Annotated in this window: 13 protein-coding genes and 1 pseudogene; 10 read left to right on the top strand and 4 right to left on the bottom strand. The window is 73.5% G+C overall.

The window, feature by feature from the left end; translation table 11 throughout:
* The first annotated feature begins 106 nt into the window (after nucleotides 1–106).
* The 3 genes from O7599_RS19065 to O7599_RS19055 all read left to right on the top strand — a co-directional run bounded on the left by O7599_RS19065 (nucleotide 107) and on the right by O7599_RS19055 (nucleotide 3,615).
* Nucleotides 107–742, top strand: coding sequence for a hemerythrin domain-containing protein (locus O7599_RS19065; RefSeq protein WP_281616811.1), 636 nt, complete (start codon nucleotides 107–109; stop codon nucleotides 740–742).
* Nucleotides 743–902: 160 nt separating this feature from the next.
* A complete protein-coding gene (locus tag O7599_RS19060) occupies nucleotides 903–2,069 on the top strand; it encodes a hypothetical protein (protein WP_281616810.1) in 1,167 nt (388 codons plus the stop codon).
* Nucleotides 2,070–2,247: 178 nt separating this feature from the next.
* Complete coding sequence (locus tag O7599_RS19055; protein WP_281616809.1) at nucleotides 2,248–3,615, top strand: FAD-binding oxidoreductase; 1,368 nt, start codon at nucleotides 2,248–2,250, stop codon at nucleotides 3,613–3,615.
* 29 nt (nucleotides 3,616–3,644) lie between these two features.
* Here O7599_RS19055 and O7599_RS19050 read toward each other — a convergent pair whose 3' ends face one another.
* Nucleotides 3,645–3,905, bottom strand: coding sequence for a hypothetical protein (locus tag O7599_RS19050; protein WP_281616808.1), 261 nt, complete (start codon nucleotides 3,903–3,905; stop codon nucleotides 3,645–3,647).
* A 212-nt stretch (nucleotides 3,906–4,117) separates the two neighbouring features.
* On the opposite strand from O7599_RS19050, the gene O7599_RS19045 reads away from it, so the two are divergent.
* Nucleotides 4,118–4,240, top strand: coding sequence for a hypothetical protein (locus tag O7599_RS19045; RefSeq protein WP_281616807.1), 123 nt, complete (start codon nucleotides 4,118–4,120; stop codon nucleotides 4,238–4,240).
* Between the two features lie 231 nt (nucleotides 4,241–4,471).
* Here the strand turns inward: O7599_RS19045 and O7599_RS19040 are convergent, their stop codons facing one another.
* Nucleotides 4,472–4,669 (bottom strand): hypothetical protein, encoded by a 198-nt coding sequence (locus O7599_RS19040; protein ID WP_281616806.1) that lies wholly within the window; start codon nucleotides 4,667–4,669, stop codon nucleotides 4,472–4,474.
* Between the two features lie 380 nt (nucleotides 4,670–5,049).
* Here O7599_RS19040 and O7599_RS19035 point away from each other — a divergent pair, with 380 nt between their 5' ends.
* The 3 genes from O7599_RS19035 to O7599_RS19025 all read left to right on the top strand — a co-directional run bounded on the left by O7599_RS19035 (nucleotide 5,050) and on the right by O7599_RS19025 (nucleotide 10,045).
* The gene (locus O7599_RS19035) at nucleotides 5,050–5,655 is read left to right on the top strand and encodes a GPP34 family phosphoprotein (protein WP_281616805.1); all 606 of its coding nucleotides are present in this window, start codon (nucleotides 5,050–5,052) and stop codon (nucleotides 5,653–5,655) included.
* A gap of 596 nt (nucleotides 5,656–6,251) precedes the next feature.
* A complete protein-coding gene (locus tag O7599_RS19030) occupies nucleotides 6,252–9,290 on the top strand; it encodes a LuxR family transcriptional regulator (protein ID WP_281616804.1) in 3,039 nt (1,012 codons plus the stop codon).
* A 110-nt stretch (nucleotides 9,291–9,400) separates the two neighbouring features.
* The gene (locus tag O7599_RS19025) at nucleotides 9,401–10,045 is read left to right on the top strand and encodes a hypothetical protein (protein WP_281616803.1); all 645 of its coding nucleotides are present in this window, start codon (nucleotides 9,401–9,403) and stop codon (nucleotides 10,043–10,045) included.
* Between the two features lie 245 nt (nucleotides 10,046–10,290).
* Here the strand turns inward: O7599_RS19025 and O7599_RS19020 are convergent, their stop codons facing one another.
* Nucleotides 10,291–10,641 (bottom strand): helix-turn-helix domain-containing protein, encoded by a 351-nt coding sequence (locus O7599_RS19020; protein WP_281616802.1) that lies wholly within the window; start codon nucleotides 10,639–10,641, stop codon nucleotides 10,291–10,293.
* Nucleotides 10,642–10,698: 57 nt separating this feature from the next.
* Between O7599_RS19020 and O7599_RS19015 the strand changes: the two genes are divergently transcribed.
* The 3 genes from O7599_RS19015 to sigJ all read left to right on the top strand — a co-directional run bounded on the left by O7599_RS19015 (nucleotide 10,699) and on the right by sigJ (nucleotide 13,027).
* Nucleotides 10,699–11,622, top strand: coding sequence for an NAD(P)-binding domain-containing protein (locus tag O7599_RS19015; RefSeq protein ID WP_281616801.1), 924 nt, complete (start codon nucleotides 10,699–10,701; stop codon nucleotides 11,620–11,622).
* 195 nt (nucleotides 11,623–11,817) lie between these two features.
* Entirely contained in the window at nucleotides 11,818–12,090 is a 273-nt protein-coding gene (locus O7599_RS19010) for a hypothetical protein (RefSeq protein WP_281616800.1), read from the top strand.
* A 52-nt stretch (nucleotides 12,091–12,142) separates the two neighbouring features.
* The gene (gene sigJ / locus O7599_RS19005; RefSeq protein ID WP_281616799.1) at nucleotides 12,143–13,027 is read left to right on the top strand and encodes an RNA polymerase sigma factor SigJ; all 885 of its coding nucleotides are present in this window, start codon (nucleotides 12,143–12,145) and stop codon (nucleotides 13,025–13,027) included.
* 175 nt (nucleotides 13,028–13,202) lie between these two features.
* On the opposite strand, the pseudogene O7599_RS19000 reads toward sigJ, so the two are convergent.
* Nucleotides 13,203–14,891 (bottom strand): annotated as a pseudogene (locus O7599_RS19000) (ATP-binding SpoIIE family protein phosphatase); the annotation flags it as partial.
* Nucleotides 14,892–16,665: the final 1,774 nt, after the last annotated feature.

The raw sequence follows: 16,665 nt of genomic DNA, 5'->3' as shown, positions 1-16,665 counted from the left end.
TGGGCCTAGCACCCGGCCCCGCGGTGCACCCAGCCCCCCTGCTCCCGCCCCAGCTCACATTCCGCGGGGCTGCTTCGTCCTAAAGGGTGAGCAAGGGAGAACCGACATGAGCGACACGATCGACTTCACACTGATGTACGCGATGCACGACGCGCTCCGCCGCGACCTGGAGCACATCGCGAAGACGGCCGCACGCACCGACGACGACCCGCGCCGCGTCCTCGCCGCCGCCGCGGGCTGGGAACTGTTCAAGAAGGTCCTGCACATCCACCACACCTCCGAGGACGAGGCCCTGTGGCCCCCGCTGCGCGACGCGCTGGCGAGCCGGCCGGACGACCTCGCGGTGGTGGACGCGATGGAGGAGGAACACGCCCAGATAGACCCCCTCCTCGACGCCCTCGACGCCGCCCTGGCCGACCGCGAGCGGGGACCGGAGCGGCTCGCCGGACTCGCCGACGAACTGACCGTGAAGCTCACCGCGCACCTCACCCACGAGGAGGACGTCACCCTTCCGCTGATCGAACGGACGCTGACCCCGGCGCAGTTGCAGCACTTCGGCGGCGTACACGCCGCCAAGGGCGGCGCCGACGGCCCGGTACTGACGGCGTGGATGCTGGAGGGCGCGGACGACAAGACGCTGGCGTCGACGCTGGCGATCCTCCCGGAGCCGGTGCGCGCGGCGTACCGCGACGAGTGGCGGCCGGCGTACGTGGCGCGGGACTGGTGGGGGACGGGCGCCTGACCTCGCTCCCGGCGGCCGTACGGGCGGGAGCCGCGCCTCCGGCCCGTACGGCCGCCGCGCGGGATTTCGGCGTGCGGAGAATTTTTCGCCGTCCCGGTCACATCGGCCGCCTCGCGACGGTCATCTCGAAGAAGGGGTGTCGCCGAGAGGACTCGACCAGATGGACGAACACGACTGGCTGGCCGGACGTTTCGAGGCCGACCGCGCGGGCCTGCGTCCCCTGGCCTACCGGCTGCTCGGCCCGGCGGGAGGGGCGGGCCGCGAGGACTGGACCAGGCTGAGCCGCGCCGACCGCGTCGGCGCGGACGAACTCGACGGCTGCCTGCGCACGACCGTCGCGCAGGTCACGCTGCACCTGCTCCGGTCCCGGACCGTTGCGGAACCGCCCGGCACAGGGGAGCGGGCGGCGGCCCTCCCCGGGTCCGCCCGGGTGGCGCTGCTGGTCGTGTTCGACACGCTGACGCCGCCGGAGCGGCTGGCGTACGCGCTGCAGGAGATGTTGGCGGTGCCGTTCGAGGAGATCGCGGCGCTGGCGGCCCGGCCGACGCGCCAGTTGGCGGGCAGCGCCCGCCGCCCGGCGGCGACGGCGGGCGGCGGCGCGGGCCCGTCCGCCGAGAGCGGCTACGAGCACGGCCCGTACGGCAACGGCGCGGCCCCGGCGGCACAGCCGGACGCGGCCCCGGCGGCGCACACGGGCTCCGCGGCGCACACGGGCACGGACCCCGCGGCGCGTATGTCCGCCGACCCCGCGGCGCGCATGGGCACGGACCCCGCGGCCCACGCGGGCGCGGACTCCGCGGCGCAGACGGGCGGGGACTCCGCGGCACAGAGCGGCGCGGACATCGCGGGCGCGTTCCTGGCGGCGTCCCGCGGGGGCGACTTCGAGGCGATGCTGACGGCCCTGGACCCGAACCACCCGCACGACCCGGACCGCCGCACCCTCCAGCCCCCGAACCAGCCGCCGAACCAGCCCTCGAACCAGCCCTCGAACGCGGCAACGGAACCGCCCCCGGACGACGCCACACCCCCGCCCCCCACCCCCCGGCACACCCCCGCCACCACCGCGGCCCAGGCCGGCGCCCACGCCGAACGCCGCGGCGGCGACGCGGTCATCGGCCACACGGAGATCCGCGGCACCGACTCGGTCACCCGCGTCTGCACGGTACGCACCTGGGCCCCGGTCCCCGCCCTCATCGACGGCACTGCGGGCCTGGTCTGGGTCCGCAACGGCGACCCCCAGGTCGCCTTCCGCTTCACCGTCCAGGACGGCGAGATCACCGCGGCGGAACTGGAAACCGACCTCTCGGACCTGACCATCGTCTACTAGGGTCCGTCTTCAACGGATCTTGCCCAGAGCAGGAGCGATGCGAGTGTGACCGCTGCTTCGTAGGGGGTGGCGGTCTTCTCGTCTGCCGCCCCGGCGGCCGCGGTTGCATGTCGGAGCCACGATTCCGCCTCTGGGTTCGGTATATGGGGAGAACCACCTCATCGGTTGGAGACACCCCATGGCAGCGCCGCAACCTTCCCCGACGAATTGGCTCGAAGGCCGGCTCATCGAGCCGGGCGATCAGGACTACGACGATGCCCGGGCCGTCTGGAACGGCGTGTTCGACCGGTTCCCGGCAGCCATCGCCCGCGTCGCGGGAACCGCCGACGTGGTCCGCGCCATCGAATTCGCCCACAAGGCGGGATTGCCCGTCTCCGTACGCGGTGGCTCCTACAACGTCGCCGGCACGTCCGTGGTCGACGGTGGGCTCGTCATCGACCTGTCCGGGATGACGAGGATCCGCGTCGACGCCGCGGCACGCCGGGCCAGGGTCCAGCCCGGTGTGCGCAGCGGCGAACTGCTCCGAGCCCTTGAGGCGCACGGCCTCGTCACCCCGGTCGGAAGGGTCTCGCAGGTGGGTGTGGCCGGCCTCACCCTCGGCGGCGGCATCGGCTCTCTGATGGGGACGCACGGACTGACGATCGACAACGTCGTCTCGTTCGAGGTGGTCACCGCCGACGGCCGGCTCCTGCGTGCCGCCGCCGATGAGAACGAGGACCTCTACTGGGCGCTGCGCGGCGGTGGCGGCAACTTCGGTGTGGTGACCGAGTTCGAGTTTCACCTCCACGAGCAGGGAACGATGCTGGCGGGCCGGGTGGTGTATCCGGCGGCGGACGCCGCGGACGTGCTCGGTTTCTTTCGCCGCTTCTCCCTCACCGTTCCCGATGAGCTCACCGTCAGCGCCGGACTGCTGCACACCCCGGACGGACAACCTGTGGTCGTCATGGTGCCGGTCTACTCGGGCGACGACCTGGCGGAGGGGGAACGCCTTCTGCGCCCGCTACGCGGTTTCGGCAGACCCGTCGCCGACACCGTCGGCCCGATGCGCTACTCGGAGTTCAGCTCGATGATGGATCGATCGGGCCCTCCGGGACGCCGCTACCACTGGAGGTCAGGCTTCCTCCCCGACCTCGATGACGACGTCATCGAGGTGCTGGCAGCAGGGTTCGGTCAGGTGCCCTCGCCGCACACGATGATCCTGATCGACTACTTGCACGGGGCGGCCACCCGAGTCGCGCCGACGGCGACCGCATTCCCCCATCGTGATCCCTCCTTTCACGTGATCGTGTCCTCCGGCTGGGAAGACCCGGCTGCCGACGGCAGAAACATCGGGTGGACCGACGACGTGTGGACGCCGTTGAGCACGCGCTCCACCGGCGTGTACGTCAACTCGTTGGGGAGCGACGGCGACCGGAGCATCCACGACGCCTACGGTCCGAACCACGATCGCCTGGCCGAGATCAAATCCACGTACGACCCGGCGAACTTCTTCCACATGAACCAGAACATCGAGCCGCAACCCCACGGACGCAGCAAAGGTGCCTGACCGGTCGGCGCGGAGGCGATCAGGCAGGTTCAGGCGGGGTCAGGGCGCGGGTACGCCTCGCGCCACCCCTGCCGGAGGAGGCGGCCCACCGCCCGGTCGAGCATGGCCCTGCCCTCCCCGGGCTCCCACCAGAAGGACCAGTGGACGTGGACGTCCATGTGGATGATCTCGTCGTACTCCGCCCCGTCGGGGTACTCCGTGCCCGAGGACCTGGTCACCCTCAGCATGAACGGATCCCACACGCCGAGCCCCGGGGCGGACACCCACAGGTGGCCGTCCGCCCGCTCCACGGGGATCCGCGGGCACCCCCCCGTTGTCGTAGTCGTCGATGCGCAGCTCCCCGCCCTCCAGGTGCCGGTCGGGTTCGGGCAGCCGGGCCCAGGTGTGGTTCACGAGCAGTTCGTCCCACGCCAGGTGATCGCCGTCGGGAACGGGGCCGGGTTCGTCGAGGGCGCGGTCGACGGCGGCGAGCATCGCCGGTTCGTCCAGCGTCTCCGCCTCCGTGACCTGCGGGTCCACGTACGTCGAGCTGACCCTGGACGGTGCCTGGCGGGTCTTCACGAACCAGTTCCACCGCGGCGGCTTCCCACTGGAGAAGACGCCGTACTCGTCGTCCAGCCACTGACTCGTCACGTCGAACGACAGGGGCCTGATCAGCCCCTCGCACAGCGCGGTCATCGCCCGGACCGCGCAGTGGGCGGTCGTACGCTCCCACTCGACCGGATCCCGCCGGGGCGCGGGATCCCCCCGGAACCCGCGCTCCAGCACGATCCCCCTGCCGCTCTTGTAGATGTAGTGCTCGGTCCCCTCCAGCGACCTCCCGCCCTCGCCCACGTCCCTGCCCTCCGTATATTCGCTAGCTGCCCCACGCCATGTTGGCCAGGGCCATACACAACACGAGGACCATCCCCATGGCCTGGGCGGCCTTGGCCCAGCCGGGCACCCGGTCGCCCCGCCGGCCCGCGGAACGGGCCGTGAAGAAGGCGGCCAGGATCAGGATGATCCCGACGGGGCCGAACACCAAGGACAGCCAGTCGACTTGCACGGGAGTCATCGGGAATCTCCTTGTCCCACCGCGGCGGCTCTCCGGCCCATGATGGTCAGCCTCGCCGGGGACCCCTCCCGCCACACGGCGTCCCACCCGGGCCGAGACCGGCACCGAGCGTCCCTGTCAGGTCATGCGGAAGCCACGTGACACGACCCAGCCGTACCGATTCCGGGCCCGACAGCCGGCCGGCCCGGTGCCCCTGGCCGCCCTTGCGGTGCTCGCCGCGGCGGTCGCGGCTGCCGTGCCGCGGATCAGCTTCTCGCGCCACATCTCGTCGTACGTCGCATGGAGGCCGAACGGCAGCGAGAATCGACGAAGGACACCCGGCCCCGGGACCGGGGACGACGCCCTCGCCCCGAACCCGACCGACTGACCAGGAGCCGCTCATGAACACCGCACGGGACCTCGCCATCGCCGCCCTCGACGTGGCGCCCGGCAGCCCGGTGGAGCAGGGCGACCTGTCGCTCGCGCTCGCCGGGGCCGAAGTGCTGGACCTCGTCGACGCCCGGGCCCTCTCTGTCGACGGCGACCGCCTGGTGCCCGCGGCGCAGCCGACGACGGGCGACCATCTGCTCGACCAGGCGGCCGCGGTGCTCGTGCGGGAGGAGCCCTACGAGTCGGTCGAGGACTTTCTGTGGCGCCGGGGGAAGGACCTGGCCTCGGTCTATGTCGCCGACCTGGAGCGCCAGGGGCTGACGACGCGGCAGCGCGGGCACCTGATCTCACTGCGCTCCGCACGCAATGTGCTGGTCGACTCGCCGGAACGGCGCCGTGCCGCGGAACGCCTGGAGGCGGGCGAGGCCGTCCTCGGCGTGCTCGCCGCCGCCGCCGGAATCCGCGACGAATCGCCCGAGGGCTCCGAGGACCTGGCCGGTGACAGCGTCGCGACCGTGCTGGCCGCCGTCGGGGACGCCGTCCAGGAGTTGCGGGCAGTACGGCAGCGCCGGGAGATCGAGGACGCCGCGTTCGACAACGTGTGGCGCGGCTTCTAGGCGGGGCTGCCGGATGGGGTTTTCGGGCGGGGCTGCTGGGCGCCGTCTGGAGGCAGGTCTTCCCGGCGCGGCTTGTGGACACCTCCGCGGTCGGCGGCACCCGGCAGGGCCAGGCAGTTTTCCCCCCGGGGGCGGGCTGCGGGGGACCGCCCGCCGTTTCCCCCGGAGGAAAGATGAGTGGCACGGCACCCCGGGGGAAGGTACCGCGCCACTCGGTTCGTGGGGCCCCGTCAGGGTGACGGGGCGGGGGGTGCATTGGCGGGTGCAAGGGGGTGGGCGGCGTGGGGCCCCGGCGGAGGGCCCACGCCACCCACGGTCTCGCGGGCGCGGGAGGCGCCAACGGCGCCGACCGCGGCGCCGGATCGCGTACGGGAACGTCCCCGATGCTGCACAACGTCCCCCTTCGTCGCCTGAAAAACTGCCGCCTCCCTGTATGACAGCCACGGGCTCGAAGATGTGACGCGCCCCCTCCCGCACCCGGGGTCGGTCTTGCTTGCGGTGCGGGCTGAGGCTTACCTTCTCGCTGTCGCCGCCGCGACGCGCCGCCGCACACCCCCGCCCGGCGCATCGCTGGACCCCACCGGCCGGAGGCGCTCATGACCGTGACCGTTCTGCGCCCCGCGGAAGCGCCCGTGCTGGTCGGACGGGCACGGGAGTTGGGTGCGCTCGTGGACGCCGTCCGGCGGTCGCCGTCGGTGGCGATGGTCGAGGGCGAGGCCGGGATCGGCAAGACGCGGCTGATCCGGGAAGCGCTGCGGGATCCCGCCGTGCGCGGGCGACGGGTGCTGCTCGGGGGGTGCCGGCCGCTGCGTGAGCCGTTTCCGTACGGGCCCGTGTTCGATCTGCTGCGGCACCTCGCCGGCGGGCTGCCCCCCGCGCTCAGCCCGGTGTGCGGTGCCCTGCGCGCGTATCTGCCCGAGTTGGCCGACCGGCTGCCGCCGGCGCCCGAGCTGCTCGGCGACCTGCGGGCCGGGCGGCACCGGCTGTTCCGTGCCGTACGGGCGCTGCTGGAGGCCGCGGGCGAGACCGTGATGGTGGTCGAGGATCTGCACTGGACCGACGACGGCACCCGCGACCTGCTGCGCTTCCTCGTCGACGATCCGCCCGACGGGCTGTCCGCGGTGCTCAGTTACCGCCGCGAGGACCTCCCCGGCAGCGGCCTGCCGCTGGGCCGGGCGTACAGACAGCCGCCCGGGACCACCGCCGTCGTCATCCCGCTGCGTCCCCTGGACGTCCACGGCGTACGCGGCATGTACACGGCGCTGACCGGCGGCGCCGCCGAGGCGCCGGCCGCCTTCGCCGCCGAGCTGCACCGCCGCACCGCCGGCATCCCCTTCGTGGTCGAGGAGGTCGTACGGGCCCTCCCCCCGCACGCGGAACACCGCGCCCTCGTCGAGCTGCCCGTCCCCACCCGCCTCCAGGAAGCCGTCGCCGACCGCATGAGCGTGCTCTCCCCCGACGCCGCCGACGCCGTACGCGCCGCCTCCGTCCTCCGCGTGCCCGCCGGCGAGGCGCTGATCGCCGCCGTCGTGCGCGGCACCCCGGGGCAGCCCGCCGCGCCGGCGGACTCCGCGGCCGTACGCGAGGCGCTGCTCGCCGGCGTGCTGCACGAGTGGGGCGAGGACCGCTACGGCTTCCGCCACGCGCTCGCCCAGCAGGCCGTCTACGCCGGGCTCCTCGGCCCCGACCGGCACCGGCTGCACCGGCAGGCGATGCGGGCCCTGGCCGCCGAGGACCCGCAGCCCCTCATCCAGCTCGCCTACCACGCGCACCACGGCGGCGAGCTGGCCCAGTGGCAGCGCTACGCCGAGGCCGCCGCCGGCTCCGCCCGCGAGGTGGGCGATCTGGCGCTCGCCGTGGGGGTGCTGGAGGAACTGCTGTCCGACGGGCGGCTGGGGCGGTCTGATCGCAGCGGAGCAGCCCGTATCGCCGTCGACCTCAGCCGCGACGCGGTCGTCGGGCTCACCCACCACCGGGCCATCGCGCTGCTGCACGACATCGTCCGCGACGGCCACATCCCCGAGGGCGTACGCGGCGAGATCCGGCTCAACCTCGGCCTGCTCCTCTACAACCAGGCCGGCCGCTACGAGGAGGGCCGCGTCAACACCGAGGTCGCCGTGGGTGAGCTGCACGGCCGCCCCGCGCTCGCCGCGCGCGGCATGGCGGCGCTCGCGATGCCCAGTTGGGGCGACCACCCCCGGGAGGTCTACGAGCGGTGGATCGCCCGCGCCGAGGAGCTGGTGGCGCACGAGTCCGACCCCGCGGTCCGTACCGCCGTACGCGGCAACCACCTGGCCCTGCGCATGAGCCTGGGCGACCCGGCCGTCTGGGCGGAGGCCGAGCGCCTCGTCGCCCGGCCGGGGCCCGGCACCCACCGCCGCCAGGTCGCCCGCGCCTGCGGCAACTTCGCCGACGCCGCCGCCTGCCTCGGCCACTACCAGGCGGCGCAGCGCTACCGCGCCGGGGGGCGGCGGCTGGCGGCGGAGTGCGGGGCCGCGTTCCTCGAAGGGATCGTGGAGGGCACGGCGCTGCGGCTGGACTGGTACGCGGGCCGCTGGCACGGGCTCGCGGAACGGTGCCGGCACACCCTCGACGCGGTGCGGGGCGTCTCCAGCATCGCCGCCGACGCGCACCTGGTGCTGGGGCTGCTGGCGTCGGCGCTGGGCGAGTGGGACGAGGCGGCGGCGGAGCTGGGCGCGGCCGGGCTCGCCGACCCGCGCAACGCGCCCGCGCCGGTGCTCGCCACCGCTTCCGGCGCCATGACCCGCCTGCTCACGGCCCGCGGCGAGCCGGAGCGGGCGCGCGCGGAGGCGGAGCGGGGCCTCGCGCGGATCCGGCGCAAGGACATCTGGCCGTGGGCGGGCGACCTGGCGCCGCCGGCGGTCGCGGCGCTCGTACGGGGCGGGGAGCTGCGGGCGGCGGAGGAGGTCACCGCGGAGCTGGCCGCGGGCATCGCCGGCCGGGACGCGCCGCTGGCGGGGGCGGCGCTGCTGGCGTGCCGGGGGATCGTGGCGGCGGGCCGGGGGCGGCCGGAGGAGGCGGCGGGGCTGTTCACGGCGGCGCAACGGGCGTACGGGGCCCTGCCGCAGCCGTACTCGGCGGCCCGCGCGGGCGAGGCGGCGGCCCGCTGCCGCCTGCCGGCGAACGGCACCGACGCCCCCGAGGGCGCACCCACGCCCGGCGGCGGCGCACCCGTCCCCGACCGCGCTGCCACCCCCGACACCGACACCGACACCGGCTCCACCCCCGGCACCGGCCCCGTCACCGACACCGGCCCCGCCCTCGAACTCGCCGCGCTCGCCCAGCAGTTCGCCGACCTCGGCGCCATCCGCGACGCCGCCCGCTGCCGTCGCGTGCTCCGCGGCAACAACGTCCCCCTCCCCTCCCGCCGCGGTCGCCGCGGCTACGGCGACCAGCTCTCCCCGCGCGAGCGCGAGGTCGCCCGGCTCGTGGCCCTCGGCCACACCAACAGGCAGATCGCCGACGTGCTCTACCTCTCCCCGCGCACCGTCGAGCAGCACGTGGCGAAGCTGCTGCGGAAGCTGCACGTGGGCTCGCGGACGGAGGTGGCGGAGGTGGTCGCGGAGGCGGCCGGGGCAGCGGGCGCCGCGGGGAGGCAGGGGGCGGGCATTTAATACGTGGTCCCTACGTACCGTTTCCCGGATTGTTCTCGGTCCGCAGACATGCGATCTGTGTGAACGGGCGGCGCGCCGCCCGCAATCCCCCACCAACCGAGGAGCACTCCATGCGGAGCAAGGTACTCCTGAGATCCGTACTCGTCGGCGTCGTCGCCCTGGCCGCCTCGGTCGTCGGCCCCGGCGCGCAGGCGGCGCCGGCCCCCGAGACCTCCAGCGCGGCCGTCGCGGCGTCCGCGCACGACCACGCCGACCACGCCGGCCATGCCGACCACAAGCTCGGCGAGGGCCACGGCATCACCGCGGAGGAGTTCGAAGCACTGGTGGCCAAGGGCCCGCAGGGCGGCGACCTCGGGGCCCAGGCATGGCCGGTCCCGACCGACCGCGCCTACCACCTCACCTCGTCGTGCAGCGGCGCCGCCGGCGTCATCGGCCAGGGCGCCGCGGCCTGGGCCAACCTGAACCAGACCAGCGGCAGTGACACCCCCGTCGAGTGCCGCAACAGCTACATCAGCGACTGCGGTGGCGGCGGCAACATCGTCGGCTGCAACTGGGGCCAGGGCCAGCGCATCGCGCTGTTCCTGGGCGGCGTGAACGACGACGCGCTGCTCGCGGCGCACGAGTTCGGCCACGACTGGTACGGCCACTCCAGCTACCAGTGCGCCGGCTGGTCCAGCCCGGCACACGTGATGGCACCGTCGATATGCAACTTCGGCGGCGAGGGCGCCAAGCAGGGCCCGGTCCGCATCGACTGACGCACCCGCCGGTCCCGCGGGGCGTCCGGACGGCGGACGCCCCGCGGCAGCCCTCTGCCTGTTCCCTCGGCGGGGGCTGCCGCACGTCCCCACGGCTCGTCCGGAACAGCCCGGCGCGTACCTCCGCCGGGCTGTTCCGCTGCCCGCACCGAGATCCGCGGGCCATACCCACCTTTTTGTGGGTACTTGGCACACCGCCCGGCCCGGTCCAGTCTGGAGGCAGCCGGAAGACACGGAGGTGGTGGTCAGGGAGCCGAACCGGCTCCGGTGAGGTTGTCCAGACGCCGGTGGCCCCAGTCCGACAGCGGGGCCAGCGCCACCGAGAGGTCGCGGCCGAAGTCGGTGAGGGAGTAGACCGTCCTCAGCGGCAGCTCGTCGTGCACCTCGCGGTGCACCAGGCCGTCCTCCTCCATCTCGCGCAGCGCCTGGGTCAGCACCTTCTCGGTGAGGCCCGGCAGCCCCCGGCGCAGTTCGCTGGGGCGGTGCGGACGGGTCTCCAGCAGCCAGAGCAGGGCCGTCTTCCACTTGCCGTCGATCACCGCGATGGCGGCGGCCACCCCGCAGACGTTCGTGTCCTGAGCGCGTTGACGCGTCACGGCACCCCCATGATCACCACGTGTCCCTTTTCGCTTCTCTACTCATGGAGGTTAGTCATGTCCGCAGACTCCGCCGTCACGGTGCTCGGCCTCGGCCCGATGGGCCGGGCCCTTGCCGGGACCTTCGTCGCCGCAGGGGTACGCACCACGGTCTGGAACCGGACCCCGGGACGGGACGGCGAGCTCGTCGAGCGCGGCGCGCTGCGCGCGGCGTCGGCCGCGGAGGCGGTGGCCGCGAGCGACCTGACCGTCGTGTGCGTCGTGGACTACGACGCCGCCGACGCGGTGCTGCGGCGCGCGGACGTCGCAGCCGCGCTCAAGGGCCGTACGGTCGCGAACCTGAGCGCCGACACCCCCGCGCGGGCCCGCGACGCCGCGGCCTGGGCGGCGGACCACGGGGTGCGCTACCTGGACGGCGCGATCATGACCCCCACCACCACCATCGGCACGCCGGACGGCGTGTTCCTCCACAGCGGTCCGCGGGACCTCTACGACGCGCACCTCCCGGTGCTCTCCGCCCTCGGCGGCACCCACACCCACCTCGGCGAGGACCACGGCCGGGCCGCCGCGTACGACGTGGCGCTGCTCGACATCTTCTGGACCGCGATGGCGGGCTGCGCCCACGCCCTGGCCGTCGCCCGGGCCGAGGGGGTCACCCCGGAGGAGCTGGCCCCGTTCGCCAAGGGCATCGGCGCGATCCTGCCGGGGGCCATCGAGTCGATGGCCGCGGGGGTGGCCGCGGGGGACTTCTCCGGGGCGGACAACCCGATCACGTCGTCCGCGTCCTCCATGAGGCACATCGTCGCCACCTCCGAGGAGCACGGCATCGACGCGGGCGTGATGCGGGCGGCGGCGGGGCAGGCGCAGCGGGTCATCGGACTGGGGTACGGAACGGACGGGTTCACGCGTATCGCGGAGCTGGTCGCGGGCAGGCTGGCGCCGGCGGGCGCCACCGCGGGCGCGGGGGCCGTACAGGGCTGACCGCCCGCCGACGGGGGGTCGGGGCCGGGCGCGGGTCCCGCGCGGCGCTGACCCCCCGGCCAACGGGAGACGTCGGGGCCGCGTCCCGCCGGCCAACTTCCGGCCTTCGCGGCTCCCCGCGCGTGAGACGGCGACGGGGCGGGCATTCCACCGTCGACCCGCGGAGCGGACGGCGGGGGTGACGAAGGGGGAGCCATGAGGCGACGGTGGGGGACGGGCGCGGCGCTGGCCGCGGCGGCGGCGGTGCTGGTGCTCGCGGGCTGCAGCCAGCCGACCGACTACAGCGAGGTGGTGACGTTCACCGACGAGCACGGCCGCGCGTGCACCGCGGCGGTGGTCGTCGACCAGGAGCAGAACGAGGGCGACGACTACGAGGTCGCCGGCCTCGACTGCGACTACCCGCCGGACGGCCGCGAGCCCGGCCCCGCCGGCCACCAGCCGCTGCCGGAGCGCCAGTCGGGGGACTGACCGCCGTCTGCCTACACTGCACACCGTCACCGGTGTGAGGAGGCAGTGCCCCGTGGAGCCCACCCGTACGCTCACCGAGGCGGACTGGGCCGCGCACCGGCCCGCCGTCTTCGGTGCCGCGTACCGCATCCTCGGCAGCGTCACCGAGGCCGAGGACGTCGTGCAGGACGTGTGGCTGCGGGCCGCGGGCGCCGACCTGTCCGACGTACGGGACCTGCGCGCCTGGCTGCTGACGGTGGCCGCCAGGACCGCGTACAACGTGCTGAAGTCCGCCCGCGTGCGGCGTGAGACGTACGTGGGTCCCTGGCTGCCCGAGCCGCTGCCGACCGGGCCCGACGCCGAGGCGCCGGTGCTCGTGGACGAGTCGGTCGGCACCGCGATGCTGCTGCTGATGGAGCGGCTGACGCCCGCCGAGCGGGTCGCGTTCGTGCTGCACGACGTCTTCGAGTTCCCCTTCGCCGACATCGCCGGCGTGCTCGGCAGCACCCCGGCCGCCGCCCGCAAGCACGCCTCCCGGGCCCGCGCCCGGGTACGGGCGGAGGGGCGGGAGCCGACGGCCTCGCGGGCGGAGACCGAGCGTGTGCTCAAGGCGTTCAAGGCCGCGGCCGAGGCCGGTGACATGGCCGCGCTGATCGAGTTGCTGCACCCGGACGCCGTGTACGTCAGCGACGGCGGCGGCAAGGCGCTCGCCGCCCGCCGGGAGGTGCGGGGCGCGGAGACGATCGCGCTGCTCACCGTCCGGTCGATTCTGAAGAAGCGCCCCGGCCCCGCGGAGCTCGTCGAGGCCAACGGCCGGCCCGCGCTCGCGACGTACCGCGACGGGGTGCTGCTCTGGCTGGACACGGTGGAGGTCGCCGACGACGGCCGCCTCCTCGAAATCCGGCGGCTCGCCAACCCCGACAAGCTCGCCCCCTTCGCCGGCCCCGCTCACCCCTGACCCCCTGCCCCGCCTGCCCCTTCCACCCCGACTCCCGGCGGATCCCGGCTGCCTGTCGCTCGAACGCTGCATGCTGCGCAACCGCGACGACCGCCTCGGCGACACCGGCCCGGGCCCGCGCCGGCGGGCGATGAGATCGCCGGGACGGGCAGGCGGTGGCCGACGGCCGGGCCGGTCAGTCGCCGGGTGTCTCCGGGGTGGTCTGTTCGGCCCAGATGACCTTGCCGTCCTGTGTGTAGCGGGTTCCCCAGCGTGCGGTGAGCTGGGCGACCAGGAAGAGTCCCCGTCCGCCCTCGTCCGTGGTGGAGGCGTAGCGCAGATGCGGTGAGGTGAGGCTGTGGTCGTAGACCTCGCAGGTGAGCGTGCGGTCGCGCAGCAGCCTTACTCTGATGGGTCCGACGCCGTGACGCATGGCGTTGGTGATCAGTTCGCTGAGGATCAGCTCGGTGGTCTCCTGGAGGTTCTCCAGTTCCCATTCCGCGAGGAGTGCGGAGACGGCGGCGCGTACGCGGTGGACGGCCGCGGGGTGGGACTCGATGTCCCACTGGGCGACATGTCTGCTCCCCAGCGGGCGTGTCCGGGCGACGAGCAGGGCGATGTCGTCTCTCTGGACGGGCGGGAGGAGGGCGTCGACCACGGCGTCGCAGGTCTCCTCGGGGGTCTGGCCGGAGCCTGCGAGGGTCTGACGGAGCAGTTCGAGTCCGGTGTCGATGTCCTGGTCGCGGCGTTCGATGAGGCCGTCGGTGAACAGGACGAGTCTGCTGTCCTCGGGCAGGAGCAGTTCGACGGATTCGAAGGGCAGTCCGCCGATGCCGAGGGGGAGGCCCGTGGGTACGTCCAGGAACTCGACGGTGCCGTCGGGGTGCGCGAGGGCGGGTGCCGGGTGGCCGGCTCTGGCGATGGCGCAGCGGCGGGTCACGGAGTCGTAGACGGCGTACAGGCAGGTGGCGCCGGTGATGGTGGTCGCGTCGCCGGCGGCGACGGCTTCCCGGTCGGTGAGGGTGGCCAGTTCGTCGAGGTGGCCGAGGAGTTCGTGGGGTGGTGGATCGAGGGAGGAGAAGCTGGTGACGGCGGTGCGCAGCCGTCCCATGGTGGCGGCGGCGTGCAGTCCGTGTCCGACGACGTCGCCGATCACCAGGGCGACGCGGGCGCCGGACAGGGGGATCACGTCGAACCAGTCGCCGCCGACGCCTTCCTGCGCGGGGAGGTAGCGGTAGGCGACGTCGACGGCGTTCTGTTCCGGCAGGGTGCGGGGCAGCAGGCTGCGCTGAAGGGCCACGGCCATGCCGTGCTCGCGGGTGTAGCGGCGTGCGTTGTCGAGCGACACGGCGGCGTGGGCGGCCAGTTCGGCCGCGAGGAAGAGATCGTCCTGCTCGAAGGGCTCGGGTTTCTCCGAGCGCCAGAAGTTGACGACGCCCAGCAGCACACCGCGGGCGCGCAGCGGCGCCGTGACGAGCGAGTGGACCCCGTAGTCCAGGATGCGTGCGGCCCGTGCGTGATCCACCTCCCGCCACCCCAGGGAGTCACGCAGCCGGGGCACCAGGATCGCCTGCCCCGTCTCGATGCTGCGGGCGGCGGTCGAGGACGGCGCGTAGGTGATCAGGGTGCCGATGGGGAAGAAGGGGGCGTCGTCACGGATGCCGCTGACCGCCGTGCGGTGTATCCGCCGGCCGCTGTCGCCGGCGCCGCCACCGCCGTTCATCCCCGGTTCGTCACCGCGCACCACGGCCTCGGGGAGGTCGACGGTGGCGTAGTCGGCGAAGCCCGGAATCGCGGCCTGGGCCAGCTCCTCGGCCGTATGGGTCACATCGAGGGTGGTGCCGATCCTGTTGGTCGCGTCGTAGAGGAACTCCAGCCGTCGCCGGACCAGCTCGACCCTCTGCGACGCCTCGCCGATCATCTCCATCACCTCGTCGGTGCGGACCGGTTCCTGTCCGACCACCGCGTCGACCGCGAGCCGCGCGGACGCCGCGCCGACAGAGCCGGAGAGCTGGGCTTCCGCGTGATGGATCAGCTCCGGGGGCGCTTCGGCCTCCGGTGAGCCGGGTCTTGTCCCCGGGTAGGCGCGCACCGCCCGCTCGGCGCCCTCCCGCCCGAGGAAGCGCTCCAGCATCGTCTGCAGGGCGCCGACCGTGGCACGGGCCAGCCAGCGCCGTTCTCTGGCGGGCTCCGCGAGGATGTCGACGAACTGGACCGCCTGCGCCCGCTCGGTGACATTCGGCCGGCCGGCGAGGGAGACGGCGACGTACCCGCCGACGTTCACCAGCGCGGTCCAGAACATCGCATGGCTGATCGGGTCCATGCCCGTCAGGCCGAACAACTGCTGCGGCCGGAGCAGCTCGATGCCGAGCGGGCCCTCACGCAGGAACGATTCGGGCAGCAGCCCGGCCTCGGCGAAGCTCGGCAGCAGCAGGGTGTACGCCCACATGACGAACCCCGCGACGAGACCCACCAGCACACCCCAGCGGGTGCCGTCCCTCCAGAACAGGCCGCCGAGGATCGCGGGTGCGAGCTGTGCCACGGCCGCGAACGACACCAGTCCGAACGACGTCAACGCCCGACCCTCGCCCGCGAGCCGGAAGTACGCGTAGCCGAGCAGCAGAATCAGCACGATGGCCGTTCGGCGGATGCTCAGTACCAGGCGGGTGAGGTCGTCTCGACGGGCCAGCCGGGACCTGCCGCCCAGCAGCAGCGGCATCACGAGTGAGTTGGACACCATGGTGCTGAGTGCGATGGTCTCGACGGCGATCATGGCGGTGCCGGCGCTGAGGCCGCCGATGAAGACGAACAGCGCGAGTGCCTGCTGGCCTTCGGCCATCGGGAGGGCCAGCACATAGGTGTCGGCGTCGGTGGTGTCTCCGAACCGCAGCAGGCCGGCAGCCGCGAGCGGAAGCACGAAGAAGGTGTTCGCGAGCAGGTACAGCGGGAACAGCCACATCGCGCGTTTGAGGTGCTTCTCGTCCGTGTTCTCGACGAAGGTGACCTGCCACTGCCGCGGGAGCAGCACGATCGACAGCATGGACAGCACCGTGATCCAGACCCACGCGCCGTAGCTGGTGTGCCCTTGCAGCGTGAACAGTTGGGTGAAGTCCGCATACTCCGCCTGGGAGAACAGGTCGCCGAACCCCCCGAACATCCAGAAGGTCACGACGATCCCGACCGTGAGGAGCGCCGCGAGCTTGACCACGGACTCGAACGCGACGGCGGCGACGAGACCCTCGTGGCGTTCCGCGGTGTCCAGGTGGCGGGTGCCGAAGAGGATGGTGAACGCGGCGAGCAGCAGCGCCGCGTACAGCCCGGTGTCCTGAAGAAGCGGAACCTGGCCCAGCTCCGAGGGAGCGGTGATCTCGGGGTACCGGCGGATCATCTCGAAGGTGTTGGAGACCGCTTTGAGCTGGAGCGAGATGTAGGGAACAACCCCGACCACGGCGATGATCGTGACCAGACCGCCCAGCATCGCGCTCTTGCCGTAGCGGGCGGAGACGAAGTCGGCCAGCGACGTGACCCGGTGCCGGCGGCTGATGCGGATGATCCTGTGCAGTACGGGCCAGCCGAGCGCGAGCATGATCACCGGCCCCAGATAGAGCCCCAGGAAGCCGACACCGGTCGTGGCGGCCCCGCCCACGTTGCCGTAGAGC

It is taken from the genome of Streptomyces sp. WMMC500 (assembly GCF_027497195.1).
Taxonomy (GTDB): domain Bacteria; phylum Actinomycetota; class Actinomycetes; order Streptomycetales; family Streptomycetaceae; genus Streptomyces.
The sequence above is the reverse complement of the archived record's forward strand: the minus strand, read 5'-3'. Positions and strand labels throughout refer to the sequence as shown.